11 protein-coding genes and 2 pseudogenes are annotated in these 13,458 nt (G+C 36.3%); 2 read left to right on the top strand and 11 right to left on the bottom strand.

The window, feature by feature from the left end:
- A partial coding sequence (locus RDQ32_RS06590) for a methyl-accepting chemotaxis protein (RefSeq protein ID WP_308579580.1) occupies positions 1 to 2,310 on the top strand: 2,310 nt, incomplete at its 5' end.
- A 125-nt stretch (positions 2,311 to 2,435) separates the two neighbouring features.
- Here the strand turns inward: RDQ32_RS06590 and RDQ32_RS06585 are convergent.
- From RDQ32_RS06585 to RDQ32_RS06570, 4 genes and pseudogenes are all read right to left on the bottom strand, one after another.
- Positions 2,436 to 2,885, bottom strand: coding sequence for an Hsp20/alpha crystallin family protein (locus RDQ32_RS06585; protein ID WP_308579579.1), 450 nt, complete (start codon positions 2,883 to 2,885; stop codon positions 2,436 to 2,438).
- 218 nt (positions 2,886 to 3,103) lie between these two features.
- Positions 3,104 to 4,144 (bottom strand): annotated as a pseudogene (locus RDQ32_RS11145) (S66 peptidase family protein).
- 13 nt (positions 4,145 to 4,157) lie between these two features.
- Complete coding sequence (locus RDQ32_RS06575) at positions 4,158 to 4,388, bottom strand: thioredoxin family protein (RefSeq protein WP_308579578.1); 231 nt, start codon at positions 4,386 to 4,388, stop codon at positions 4,158 to 4,160.
- 155 nt (positions 4,389 to 4,543) lie between these two features.
- The gene (locus RDQ32_RS06570; protein WP_308579576.1) at positions 4,544 to 5,473 is read right to left on the bottom strand and encodes a CobW family GTP-binding protein; all 930 of its coding nucleotides are present in this window, start codon (positions 5,471 to 5,473) and stop codon (positions 4,544 to 4,546) included.
- A gap of 273 nt (positions 5,474 to 5,746) precedes the next feature.
- Between RDQ32_RS06570 and RDQ32_RS06565 the strand changes: the two genes are divergently transcribed.
- On the top strand, positions 5,747 to 5,941 hold the full coding sequence (locus RDQ32_RS06565; protein WP_009537528.1) for a transposase: 195 nt from the start codon (positions 5,747 to 5,749) through the stop codon (positions 5,939 to 5,941).
- Between the two features lie 201 nt (positions 5,942 to 6,142).
- Here RDQ32_RS06565 and RDQ32_RS06560 read toward each other — a convergent pair whose 3' ends face one another.
- The 7 genes and pseudogenes from RDQ32_RS06560 to RDQ32_RS06530 all read right to left on the bottom strand — a co-directional run.
- Positions 6,143 to 6,724, bottom strand: coding sequence for an MptD family putative ECF transporter S component (locus RDQ32_RS06560; RefSeq protein ID WP_308579575.1), 582 nt, complete (start codon positions 6,722 to 6,724; stop codon positions 6,143 to 6,145).
- A gap of 17 nt (positions 6,725 to 6,741) precedes the next feature.
- A complete protein-coding gene (locus tag RDQ32_RS06555) occupies positions 6,742 to 7,443 on the bottom strand; it encodes an energy-coupling factor transporter transmembrane protein EcfT (RefSeq protein ID WP_009428607.1) in 702 nt (233 codons plus the stop codon).
- The gene (locus RDQ32_RS06550; protein WP_308579574.1) at positions 7,440 to 8,948 is read right to left on the bottom strand and encodes an energy-coupling factor ABC transporter ATP-binding protein; all 1,509 of its coding nucleotides are present in this window, start codon (positions 8,946 to 8,948) and stop codon (positions 7,440 to 7,442) included. Before RDQ32_RS06550 ends, RDQ32_RS06555 begins: the two co-directional genes overlap by 4 nt.
- Before the next feature lie 8 nt (positions 8,949 to 8,956).
- The gene (locus RDQ32_RS06545; RefSeq protein WP_308579573.1) at positions 8,957 to 10,681 is read right to left on the bottom strand and encodes an ABC transporter ATP-binding protein; all 1,725 of its coding nucleotides are present in this window, start codon (positions 10,679 to 10,681) and stop codon (positions 8,957 to 8,959) included.
- Complete coding sequence (locus tag RDQ32_RS06540) at positions 10,682 to 12,433, bottom strand: ABC transporter ATP-binding protein (protein ID WP_308579572.1); 1,752 nt, start codon at positions 12,431 to 12,433, stop codon at positions 10,682 to 10,684.
- Positions 12,434 to 12,490: 57 nt separating this feature from the next.
- On the bottom strand, positions 12,491 to 13,132 hold the full coding sequence (locus RDQ32_RS06535; protein ID WP_009537537.1) for a TetR/AcrR family transcriptional regulator: 642 nt from the start codon (positions 13,130 to 13,132) through the stop codon (positions 12,491 to 12,493).
- A gap of 95 nt (positions 13,133 to 13,227) precedes the next feature.
- Positions 13,228 to 13,416: pseudogene (locus RDQ32_RS06530) on the bottom strand (hypothetical protein); the annotation flags it as partial.
- Between the last annotated feature and the right edge of the window lie 42 nt (positions 13,417 to 13,458).

Here is a 13,458-nt window from a genome sequence, read left to right as displayed (position 1 = left end):
GAAAATATTTTATCCATAAAAACCCTAATCGTGGAAAATGCCACCAAATTTTGTGTGACTTTTATCATATATCTATTCAAGGAAGGACCGGTATGTAAAATGAAGAAAACAGGACAACAAAAGAAGACGGAAAAAAGCAGAAGTCTAGGATCCCGATTATCGATGCTTTTAGGCATTGTAGGGCTTTTGATTCTTTGTAGCTTAAGCGTTCCCATAGTAACCATGGGAAGTAAATCCGTAAAAGCCAACTTAAACAAAAACATGGAAGATTTGCTGGATATCACCAATGAGAAAACCGGAAGAGTTTTTACTCAGGTGCAAACATTAGCCGATAGTATGATGGAATCCATCAGTTTTGTTTGGGATCAAAATGATGCTGTAGGAGGCGCTCCCGCCAATCCCTGGAGAATCAATAATTTTAACGACGGCAACAGAGAAGTGCAGGAAATTACTCCCATGCAAAATACGACCTTTCGCTCTCGTATTTTAAATCAGGAAATTCCCGCCAGCCGGTACAATGCGGAAGTCGTTATGATGAACGCTATGTACTCCACCTTAAAAAGTAATCCCTATGTTACAGGTGTAGGGTATTTCTTTGAGCCCGGTGTCTTGATTCCCGGCGTAACGGATTATGCGCCCTACCTTACCGTAAAGAGCGCAGAAACCAGAGATATCATCAATTATCCCTATTCCTATTATCAAAATAAGGGCTATTACAAAACCGCAAAGGAAACCCAGAAGACCACCATCACATCCCTTTACCATGATGATGAATATCCGGAGTATTCCTTGATTACCGTTTGCACTCCCATTCTTGTAAATGGTGAATTTAAGGGTGTTGTCACCATTGAAATTAATCTTTCCGCCTTTGATATCTTGGCACGGGAAGATAGCCGTTTCCCAAGCCTCTTTACCTCTGTAATGGATGACCAGGGAAACTTCCTCTACAGCTCTCGAGAAGATTTAAGAGAAAAAACCCTAAATGACGCACTGGACGAAAAGGATGTACCGGAGCTACTCAGCAAAATGCAGGAAGACAAACCCTTCCATGTGGTTTTACAGAATAAGAGCGGTCAAAGCAGACGTCTGTATTTTGCTCCCACACAGCTGGACGGCACAACGCTTTGGAGTCTTATGAGCATTTCCAGCAACGAATACTTGAGAGTGACCAAGCGCTTGATTACCGTATCCACCATTATCGTGCTTTGCGGTGTAGTATTACTGACACTGATTACCAATCTTTTAATTCGTTCCTCCTTGAAGCCTTTGCAAATGATGGCCAAGGTCGGAAATCAGGTGGCAGACGGAAACTTAAATGTAGAAATTCAATATCAAAAACAGGATGAAATCGGCACCATTGCCCACGCCTTTGATAAAGTTATGCAACAGATTAAGAGCATTATGCAGGATTTAAACGAAAAGCTCTCCTCTGTTTCCCACGGAAATTTCCGTGTCGACCTTTCCGACGAAAGCCTTTACAAAGGAGACTACAGACCATTACTGCTTTCCCTTCGGGATATTACTACAGACTTATCCGACACCATGGAGGAGATTAAACGTTCTGCATCCGAAGTAAACAGCGGAGCAGAACAGGTATCCAATGGAGCACAGTCTCTATCTCAGGGCTCTACGGAGCAGGCCTCTTCCATAGAGGAACTAAGCGCTACCATGAGTGAGATTTCCGATAAGATTAAGAGTACCGCAGAACAATCCCTGGAAGCCAACAAGCTCAGCCTGTCTTCCGTGGAAGCTGTAGAGCTCAGTAACCAAAAAATGGAAGAAATGTCTCTGGCTATGAAGGAAATTACGGAAAAGTCCAATGAAATCGGAAAGATTATCAAAACCATTGACGATATTGCTTTCCAAACCAATATCCTTTCCTTAAATGCGGCGATTGAGGCGGCAAGGGCGGGAGCTGCCGGAAAAGGCTTTGCCGTAGTGGCTGATGAAGTCGGAAATCTGGCACAGAAGTCCGCAAAGGCCGCTCAAAATACCAGTGACTTGATTGAAGAAACCATTGACGCCGTGTCTCGCGGAGCAAAAATCACACAAGAAACCGCAGAATCCATGGATTTGGTAAAGAGCAAAGCAGAAGGAATCACAAATATTATTTCAAAGATATCCGATGCTTCCGAGGATGAAGCCCGTGGCATTGTACAGTTGAGCTCCGGACTGGATCAGATTTCCTCCGTGGTACAAAGCAATACCGCCACAGCGGAACAGTCTGCCGCAGCCTCCGAAGAGCTGTCCGGACAAGCCAATGTCTTACAGGAGCTGGTATCCAAATTCCAATTAAAGAATAAAGAATAAAAGGAGCTGTAAATAATCAAAATAGTTTTCTAAGCAATATAGGTCTGAAATTAGGGCTCAGACTACCCCGCATTCAGACCTATATTGCCGAAAACCTATTTATTATTTTGATTGTTTACAGCTCCTTAACCTTCAATCATAATCGGCTGCTTTTCCGGAAGCTTCTTCTCCCCTTCCTTCGGGAAGGAAAGCTTCAAAACGCCCTGTTCAAACTTTGCTTTTACATCTTCCTGCTTAATGCTCTCTCCAACATAAAAGCTTCTTTGCATAGAGCCGGAGTAACGCTCCTGACGAATGAGTTTCCCCTTCTCGTCCTTCTCCTCTTCATTTAAGCCCTTTACGGCACTGACCTGAAGATAGCCGTCATGAAGCTCTACCTTGATATCCTCTTTCTTAAAGCCCGGAAGGTCGATATCCATATCGTACTGTCCGTCCTTCTCATGCACATCCGTCTTCATCAGTCTTCCTGCCCGGTCTCCATAAAGCTTATTCTCTACTCTGCCAAGACCTCTAAAGCCCGGGAAATCAAACCAATCATCAAATAAATTTTCTCCAAAAATGCTAGGTGCTAACATATCTTTTTCCTCCTTATACTCTTCTTTTGACTTCTAATCTCTTGTAATTTTTTTCAGCAAGGGGAAGAATCTTCATCATCGTGAGAACCTTTAAAGTCCTTGCGGTCTTCTCTGTTCCTCTGCTTGATTATGATTATACTCAAGTTGTTAGCACTGTCAAGTGTTGAGTGCTAATTTAGTTGTGAAAAATATGTGTCTTTTTTAGTTAAGAATCAGCCTTACGCTTCCGTAAAACTGATTCTTTGTGCCAAAACATCCACCTTCGCCATAATGCCAAAGGGAATAATCGCTCTGGGAGTGGCATGTCCCACATTCAGATTGAATACAATCGGAAGAGTGGGATTACCAATCACCTCCGGAAGAATTTCCTGATACTCCTTGGAATAACGCTCATCCATAGGCTTCCCCACCAGCACACCGCTGAGGACTTCGAAAATACCGCTTTTCTTTAAGGCTTTGAGCATTGTCCGATACTTCTCCGGATTGGGCTGATTCTCACTGCTTTCCAGCAAGAGAATTTTCCCTTTCCAGTCTTCCAAATCCGGAAATAGTGCATACTTTTTGCATAAGCTGACAGAATCCTCGTGCCTCGTTGTGTCAAAGACATCATAGAGGGTATCTATACAACCCCCTAAGATTTCTCCTTGAAAAACAGGACTGCCCTGTAAGAGCAAAAAACCTTTATTCTCATGGCTAACTCGTTTTGTTCCTATTGCTTTCGGTCCAAAATCTGTCCGCTCCTCATACCAAATCGGACTCGGCTCAACACAACGAATGCTTCCGCTTTGAATCAATTCCGAAAAGTATTTTTCGCTGTAGGGCAGCATTTCCTCTTCCAACTCACAAATATCCGGTAGAAAAGCCTGTCCGTAAAAGCTCTTAATCCCTAATTTATGAAGCATCAAGTGATTCATCGTGGTATCGGAAAAGCCAAGGAAAATCTTTTGCTTTACAACCTTTTCCAATTGTCCCTCTTCAAAAAAATAGGGAAGTAGGCGATAAGTATCCTCTCCCCCTATGGCACATAAAATCATATCTATCGAATCGTCGGAAAAAGCCTGTAAGAGATCCTCTGCCCTCTTTTCCGGATGCTATTTCAGATAGTCTAAGCCTTTCAAGGCATTTTCCATGAATTTCACTTCCAGCCCAAAACGACGTAGGCGTTCCAAGCCTATTTTTACTTCATGCTGCACAAAGTCTTCTCCCAGAACACCGCTGGAGAGACTGACAATGGCTACAGTTTTTACCTTTTGCACCACGCTTCTCCTTCCTTTAAGACAATAGCTTTTTTAACTCTTCAACTCCGGGAACCCGTCCGCTTACGATAAGTTTCCCGTCAATCATGAGAGAAGGAGCACTGAGTACCCTAAGCTTTACAATCTCGATTAACTCCTCTACTTTTTCGATTTTAGCATCCTTCCCCAGCTCTTTTACCGCCTCTTTTACATTATGATATAGTGTATCACATTCTTTACAGCCTGCACCGATAACCTTAATTTCCATATTCCCTCCCTCACTACATTACTGTTCCGCTTTTTTCGCCATTCCAATTCCTAAATTTTAATCAGTATTTCTGTTCTAGGTATCTTCTCTACGTATCTTCTCTACGCCTCTTTTCTATGTTTCTGTTCTACGTTTCTTTTCCGGTTTTCCGGTTTTTAATTCTTTAACTTCATAGGAGAGTCCATATAGTTTTTCCAAGCCTCATCAATGCTCCGAATCACCTTCGGTCCAACCTTTGACAAAAATACCAGCTCGGAAATCTCCTTCTCAGGGCATGGCTTATAGTCGATTAGTTCTTCCACCACATCCACCTGCATCCAGCAATTGTCCAAAAGGAAAAAACCTTTAATCCGATAACAGTCCGGGAGAACTTCCTGTAAAAATTGATGAAAACGCTCTTTGGAAACATTTTCCGTACAGACCAGAGAAATGGTTTTCGGCTTATTGTCCACTGTGTTTAAGCTTTCTTCCGAATCCACCCAGCTTCCCTTTTCAAAGCCCTCTCGAATAAAGCTAAGATCTGCTCTTCCATTTTCACAGTGTAAAATCAGGCAATGGGGATTCACTTCCCGAATCAAAGAAAGTACTTTCTTATATTGTTCCTCGGAAATCAAATCCATCTTGTTTACAATTGCCACATCACAATGCTTTAATTGCCTGTCTACCGTTTCCGTATCCTTTACCTGCTTTGGAAAATGCACGCCGTCAATCAGGCAGATTACGCCCTGAAAATCATAGACGTCCCCGGCCAGAACTTCTACGCTCTTTAAAATGTCCCGAATATTCGAAGGATCGGCAAGACCGGAGCTTTCCACAAAAAGGTATTCCATATCTCCCTTGCTCATCTCTGCCAAAGCCTCCACAAAGGAAAGTTGCAGGCAGGAGCAAAAAATGGATCCTCTGTTGATTTCCTTGATGGTGAGTTCCTTCTTTTCCAGAATACTGCCGTCAATTCCCGTTTTCCCAAATTCGTTTTGAATGACAGCAAGCTTTTTATCGGAGAATTCTTCCAGTATATGTAGCAAAAGACTGGTTTTTCCCGCTCCCAAAAAGCCTGTTAAAACATATAATTTTTTCTTTTCCATAAATGATCTTGTATGATGTTTTCAAAAGCAAAAACACCACTTTCCTTTCTTTTTAATATCGTGGTTCAATACATTCAGATACTGTGTACTTTTGATTTTATTCTGTAGCTTTGACTACTCGAAGGAGTGTATTGCCGCTAGCTGTATCTGAATTGTTTATTAGTTGGATATGCCATAGGATTTTACCCTCGAGTACTTATCTCACGCAAGTCTACGATGATACAGATTGGTGGATATCACGGCATCAGACTTTAGGAAGGGAGGTACAACCTCATGATCTATGTTGGCGTTGATATTGCCAAACTTAACCATTTCGCCTCAGCAATCTCATCTGACGGTGAAGTACTCATTGAGCTGTTCAAATTTACAAATGACGCTGGTGGCTTTCAAATACTGGTCTCGAAGCTCATTTCGCTTAACACAGAGCCCGACAGCATCATCATCGGTCTTGAATCAACGGCGAAATGATACTCGGTGAAATAGGTAATATTCACCGTTTCTCCAGTCCCGGTAAGCTCGTCAGAGTCATCTGGAAAATGATGACAAACGACTTGGAATTCAACCTCCACTAAGAGGTCTGTATATCACATCGATAGAAAAAGGAATTTTTTGCTAATTTAGGATTGATTTTTCATAGTTGGTCTCCTCCAATTTCATCTATAAAAAATTCTAAATAATCCCTGCTTTTTCAAAATGTTTCTTCAATAGTTTCTTAGAAATTACTGCTCCAATCAATCCGCAAATGGCTATTACAATAAGCATTATTGCTGTAGTCATAGGAGAAACAATTTTAGTTAATGTACCTAAATATTCGCTCCCAAACATTTTTTCATAAGATTTAAGTGTTTGATCTGCATAAAAAAGAAATGGTACATACATTCCACCAAAGCCGGCAAGAACACAAAATATCATATATCCAATTGTTAATCCTTTATAATTGCCAACCCCTTTTATTCTTGCAATTAACATAGCTATAATCCCGGCAAATATGCAACTAATGATATATGGTGGATAAAAACCTATAATGCTTGTAAGTACACAAAATAATAAAATCATCCATGGATTTTTTGTTTTTACCGGTACTAAGAAATAGGCAATTGCTCCAATAATTGACCATATCGGAACTGCTAATAACATTGTGTATGGCGATATGAACAGAAAAGATAACACTCTATATAAAACCTGTGAGCATAACACCATTAGTGCTGTAATAATTAAATCTTTAATTTGAAATTTCTTCTTTTCTTCCATATTTATTCTCCTTGTTTTTAAATATTTTTTATTTTCATAATGATGATAGCTAGATAAAATACCATCATTATTACTAGCAATAACATATCAAGCATACGAAATTTGACTTCTGTATAACTAGTTTTTTTACACGAAACTCCAAGTCCTCGTGTCTCAACAGATGCCGACAACTCAGTTGCAGTACATAACATTCGCATTAACATAGGAATCAACATCATTTCATAAACTTTAAAAGGATGTTTTAAAAATCCAAGGAAAGAAATATCAATCCCTCTAGTCTTAATTCCCTGCTTTATACAAGTAATATCCTGCTTTAGAGTAGGAAAAAATCTTAATATAACAGCTAGTGGAATGTTTATATAATATGGAATTTTCATATTTTGCAAGGAAGCTAATACTTCAGATATTTCACTTGTTCTAATCATATTTATAGTTGCGAGTGTCAATGTTATAAAACATAGGAAAAAATAGTGTATTGTAGTTGAAATAAATAATGGACTTATTTCCGCTACCATAAACAACACTATATATAAAGCTAAAAATTTAAAACAAGTTTTGTATATGCCGCTTATCATTCCATATGCAAATACTGACAAAAAAAGTAGAACTTCATACTTTTTACCAGTCAAAGTAAATACTAAAACCCCTATAATTAAAACTTGTAACAACTTAATTCTTGGATCATATCTTATTCCATTTTGTTTACAAGATTTGCTCATTCTTCATATCCCTCACTCTGCAGTAAAAATCTTTTTATTGTTTCAAACTCATCACTTTTCTTTAAATTGATCCTTTTGCTAACAGTATTATTCTCTATAAAAACTGCTTTAGTTGCTACTCTACTTAAAAATTCTAAATCATGAGAAATAACAAAAATCAGTATTCCTTTTTTACGAAGAGTATTCATTGCTTCCGATACGACTTTCATATTTTCATAATCAAGTCCACTGGTTGGCTCATCAAAAATCAGAATTTTTTTATTTGAAGCTATTGCAGCTGCAATAGTAACTCGCTGCTTTTGCCCTCCTGATAAGCTTTGCGGATGTCTATTTCTGAATGATGAAATATTCAATAAAGTTATCGCATTTTCTATTTTTTCATCATTTTGCTTAATACTATTCATAGAACTGAGCATTAACTCAGAAACAACAGAATCGGAGTACAATTGATAATCTGCATCTTGCATTACAAAATATACACTTTTATATAAGTTCTTTTGCTTTGTCAATTTACCTTCAATAAAAAATTGTCCACTTCTTGCTTTTAGTAATCCTGACATTATTTTACCTAATGTCGTTTTGCCGTTTCCATTGTGTCCAACTATAGCTACTGTTTCACCAAAATTCCCTTCTAAATTACAATTACTCAAAACAGAATGATTGACATCATAGGAAAAAGATAAATTTTCCACTTTAAAATCTGCATTTTGCTTGTTAACAATAAGATTATCCTTTAGTTCATATTTAATATTACTTAACTTAAATGTTCGAAGTTTATACGCTCTAATATCTGAATCATTCAAGTTATCAATATCATTTTTCTTTAATTCTCTATCAATTTTTCCATCTTTCATTATTAAGCATTTATCTACTAAATTTTTTAAGTAGAACAATCTATGCTCTGAAACAATTACTGTATGTCCCTGTTTCTTTAACCACTCCATAATTTTTTTCAATTTAATAATTGAATGAATATCTAAATTTGCAGATGGCTCGTCAAAAACATAAATCTTGGGATTCAAAGTTTTTGCAGCTATAATCGCTATCTTCTGTTTTTCACCACTAGATAAAGAAAACATATCCCTGTCCATAAGATTTTCAGCTTCAAAATCGTGAAATGCACAATTCACTCTATCTATCATTTCATCTCTATCTATTCCATAATTTTCAAGAGCAAATGCCACTTCCTTGGTACTATTCGTTGTAAAAAATTGACTTCGTGGATTTTGAAATATAGAAGCAATATTTTTCCCCATTTCTCCGGGAGTAATAGTTTTTATATCACTTCCTAACACTTTCACAGTTCCAGTTAAAACCCCTTCAAAGAAATGTGGAATTAAGCCGTTTATCAATCTTGTAACAGTTGTTTTCCCTGAACCAGACTGACCAGTAAGCAAAATAAATTCTCCTTCTTTAACTTTGAAATTTATATTTCTGAGACTCCCTTCTTTTTGTGTTCCATAACTGAAACTTACATTACCAAAATCAATAACTACATCTCCCATTTCATCACCTATATTTGCCAACCAATAGATTGTTTTTTAATTTCAATGAAATGTTTATATACTCCATCTTGACCAATTAGTTCATTATGATTGCCTCGTTGCACAATTTTCCCTTTATCAATGACAATAATTTGATTTGCTTCTCTTACTGTAGATAGTCTATGTGCAATACTAATAAGTGTTTTATTTTTTGTTAATTCCTTAATTGCACTAATTAACATATGCTCGTTTTCAGGATCTACACTTGAAGTTGCTTCATCAAGAATAATAATTGGTGCATCTTTCAAAATAGCTCTTGCAATAGATATTCTTTGTTTTTCTCCTCCCGACAGAGTTGAACCACCCTCACCAACAACAGTGTCGTATCCGCACTTAAGGCTTGTTATAAAATCGTGGCAACAAGCTTTCTTGCAAGCCTCCACCACCTCATCATGTGTTGCGTTTGGATTTCCAAATTTTATATTGTTTTCAATCGTGTCATTAAACAAATACACCTTCTGAAATACCATACTGATATTTTTTAAAAGGCTTTCAGAAGTAAAATCCTTAACATTATGTCCACCAATAAGAACTTCACCTTTTTTTACATCCCAAAATCTTGCTATCAGATTACATAGCGTTGTTTTCCCGGAACCTGAAGCACCCACAATGGCTAAACTGCTATTCGACTTTATTTGCAAGTTTATATTATTCAAAATCTCCCTTTCTCCATAGCCGAAACAAACATCTTTCAATTCAATGTCATAGGAGTTCAAAGAAATTTCTTTTCCGCCCTCATCAAGTGAAGGTATATCCGAAATATATTCCAGTCTATTAAGTTGTGTTGCAAGCATCCTACTTAAAAAAGCTCCATCGCTGACCAACTCCAATTCCAAAAAAATCAGAAAGGCAGATACTATAAACATCAGTGCATATGAAAGTGGAATTTGTGAATTCATATATAAAACCGTAGCAACAAACACTAAGGCACAACTTGCTACCTTGAAAATCATTTCATATAATTTCATTAAATAAGCTGAACCTTCATTGACCTCTATATCAACTTCGCATTTCCTCATAAAAGCTTTTTCAACTTTGTTTTTTCCATCAGTCCCTTTCTTAAATGAACGAAGCACTGAAATTCCTCTGATATATTCAATTGCTTCTGTAACTAATATTTCCTGCGAATCTTGCATAATAGGAGAATATTTTTCAGTTTTCTTTGTGATTAATTTAAGAACAACTATTCCAAGGATTATCGCAATTAAAGACACCATCCCTACCGGGAAACAGAAGATTAATAACATGATTGTCATAGTTAGAGCTTGGAAAAATCCACCAACAATAAAGTTCATCGCAAGCATTGCCATAGCTTCTAAGTCGGAAATAGTTGTCGTTAGAACCGCTTGAATTGTCCCTAAGTTTTTTTCTGAAAAATATCCCATCGGAGCTTTCTTTAATTTTTCGCCTATTTCAATTCTTTTATCCTTAAAAATCTCGTAGCCTGAAGCACTAAGTTTTCTATCGCAAAGATACTGAAATATGAATCTGCCGAATATACTCACAACTACAATTGCTGTTGCCTGCATAATAATAGTCATATTCAACTGTTCAAGATTAATCATAATCAGTAAAACCGCCAACAACATCAAAGAAACGAAAAATGATTTTAATCCACTAAATATAAGACCAAGGATTACATTTTTTTGATACTTTCCTGATATTTTTAATATTCGTTTTACAATGCTAATCATTTACATCGCCTCCTTTTCATTATCTTGTCCGCCCACATAATTTTTCCACAGGGAAGCATATACTCCATCTTTTTTTACAAGGTTTTCATGAGTTCCATTCTCTACAATTTCCCCATCTTTCATAACAAGGATTTTATCAGCATTTGTAATAGTAGAAAGCCTGTGAGCAACCACTATAAGAGTCTTTCCTTTAATAAGATTGTTGATTGCACTTTGAATGAGATATTCATTTTCTGGATCTGCAAATGCAGTTGCTTCATCTAAAATTATTACCTTAGATTGTTTTAACATTGCTCTTGCAATCGTAATTCTTTGCCTTTCTCCACCGGACAAAGAACCTCCTGCATCACCGACCTTTGTGTTATATCCATCTTCAAGTTCCATAATAAAGTCATGGCAAGATGCAGCTTTAGCCACCTCAATAACCTCCTCATCACTTGCAGTTGGGTTTCCCATTTTTATATTTTCTTTTATACTTGTATTAAATAAAAAATTATCTTGAGCAACATAGCTTATCTCATTTGTTAGCTGTTCAAATGGAATTTCAGTTATTTTTTTCCCACCATAACAGATACTTCCTTTGGACGGATCCCAAAAGCCAGCCATAAGTTTTGCTATTGTAGATTTTCCAGAACCGGAACTTCCTACCAATGCGGTTACTGTATTTGGTTTTAATTCAAAGTTGATATTTTTTAGCACAAGTTCCTTATCATATGCAAATGAAACATTTTCAAAACAATAAAGAGTGTCATCAAAGATTACCTTCTCTTTTGGTCTTTTAAGTTCCTCTGTCGATAGAAATTCATCTATTACATCTAAACTCGCCTTAACCATACTGAATTGCTCCGAATACTTTCCGATTTTCATTAAATGTGCAATAAAGCCGATAGGTAAGATAATACACACAATGAAATTTGATAGAGATATTTGAGAATTCATATATAGATATGCACCAACTGGCAAAGTCCCCAAAAGTGTTGACGGCATAACTGCTTGAACAAATGCTGACCATAACCAGCTTTGTTTCCACCAAGCAAGGGTACTATCATGGAAAAATTGAATTGCACTCATAAATTTTTCATATGAAGATGTACTATGATTAAAAGCTTTTATGACCTCAATGCCATTAACATATTCAACCAATGTACTATTCATATTATTTTGAGCAGTCGTATATGTTTTGCTTCTAAACTCATAATCCTTCATCATACCTATATATCCAAGCATTCCTAAAGGAATTGTAAGTAACGAAGCCAACCCCATCCTATAGTCCAAAGCAAAAATCAAAACTAAAAATAAAACAGGAGATACTATACTTGATGTTATCTCCGGCATAAAATGAGCCATTGAATCTTCCAGCTTAGACACTGTATCTACAATTAAATTTTTAAATTTACCTATAGGAGTATCTATCATTACACCCATAGGTACTCTTAGCATTTTTTCAGCTACTAAACTTCGTATATTTTTTAAAATATGAAATGTTGCTTTGTGTGAGGTTATTGTTGAATATAAAGTAAAAATACCTTTTAAAATTTGTCCGAACAAAGCTATAAGTGTTAAACACAATACAGTTCTAAATGACACTTCAGATTGATATATTTTTTCTATCAATTTTGCTATTGCTAAAAAAGGAATCATTCCAAACAGTTCCCCCATGGTCGCTAACAAAATTGATTTGTATAATTGTTTTTTCTCGCCATCAGCGTATTTAAGCAACTCTGAAATGACATTTTTATTGTTACTTTTCAAGAAAACACCTCCTCCAAGCAAATAGTTGATTAGTTATTGCTAACTCTTTGATAAAAATCATCTGTTATTTATCTTCATTAAGCCTTTCCACCCATAATATTGAAAAACAACAATACTTCTAATATATTCGCTAACATTATCATGCGGTATATCATGAAGAACGCATTCGCATAGAGATGTAATATAGCCTTTTGTAATGACATGTACTTCAAACTCTTTAATTTCTGTGTTAATTTGCTCCTGTTTAGCATTGAAATGAATAAGCTTCCTATTTTTAGCTGTATATCTTTCAGTTATATCCTCAATAAAGTTTTCTACTTGCGACCCTTTGCTACACGCAAAAATCAACTTAAAATTATCAAAATGTGCATACATATAATCAACAAATAGCATTGTTTCTAAAAATAAATTTTCTATAATCACTTCATCATCAACTAAATCAGAGTCTATCCTAATAGTTTTTTGTTCGCTCCTTTTTTCAACATCAGAAACAACATCTAATGTGTAATTATATTCCTCTTCAATTAGAGCAAAAAATAATGCTTCCTTATTTTTGAAATGGCGATAAATAGCTCCTGTAGTTACTTTTGCTAATTTAGCAATTTCAGCTACCTGTGCATTTTCGAATCCTTTGCTTAAAAATTCCCCTTTAGCACATTCTAAAATTCTATTTTTTGTTATATCAGAGCAATAAGACATATAACTCTCCCCTCCCATTTTTTATTTTGATAATCTTATTATTTTAGATAATTAAATTATCACTTTTCCAGTTTTTAGTCAATATATCACCAATCCTATAAATAATTATCTAAATCTTTTACCGGTATACCCACTCTTTTCAGAACCTTGATTTTCTCCTGTTTTTTCTCCTCTCTCCTCGCCTTATATCTTTCCTCATATTCTTTTTTCTTGCCGTTTTCTTTACGCTTTAGGTAGTTTTGATGAAGCCTGTATTTTCTCTCCCGTTCTTTTTCTTCCTCCTTTCACTCAAATTCTTCAATAAAAAAGAATTAAGCAAAACATCT

The organism is uncultured Oribacterium sp., from assembly GCF_902481605.1.
GTDB lineage: Bacteria > Bacillota > Clostridia > Lachnospirales > Lachnospiraceae > Oribacterium > Oribacterium sinus.
This window is presented reverse-complemented; position numbering and strand designations above follow the sequence as displayed.

Coding starts and splice junctions, on each gene's coding strand:
- RDQ32_RS06575 (WP_308579578.1), bottom strand. CDS start 4,388: ATGGAAATTAAGGTTATCGGTGCAGGCTGTAAAGAATGTGATACACTA.
- RDQ32_RS06545 (WP_308579573.1), bottom strand. CDS start 10,681: ATGATTAGCATTGTAAAACGAATATTAAAAATATCAGGAAAGTATCAA.
- RDQ32_RS06550 (WP_308579574.1), bottom strand. CDS start 8,948: ATGGGAGATGTAGTTATTGATTTTGGTAATGTAAGTTTCAGTTATGGA.
- RDQ32_RS06565 (WP_009537528.1), top strand. CDS start 5,747: ATGATCTATGTTGGCGTTGATATTGCCAAACTTAACCATTTCGCCTCA.
- RDQ32_RS06570 (WP_308579576.1), bottom strand. CDS start 5,473: ATGGAAAAGAAAAAATTATATGTTTTAACAGGCTTTTTGGGAGCGGGA.
- RDQ32_RS06555 (WP_009428607.1), bottom strand. CDS start 7,443: ATGAGCAAATCTTGTAAACAAAATGGAATAAGATATGATCCAAGAATT.
- RDQ32_RS06585 (WP_308579579.1), bottom strand. CDS start 2,885: ATGTTAGCACCTAGCATTTTTGGAGAAAATTTATTTGATGATTGGTTT.
- RDQ32_RS06560 (WP_308579575.1), bottom strand. CDS start 6,724: ATGGAAGAAAAGAAGAAATTTCAAATTAAAGATTTAATTATTACAGCA.
- RDQ32_RS06535 (WP_009537537.1), bottom strand. CDS start 13,132: ATGTCTTATTGCTCTGATATAACAAAAAATAGAATTTTAGAATGTGCT.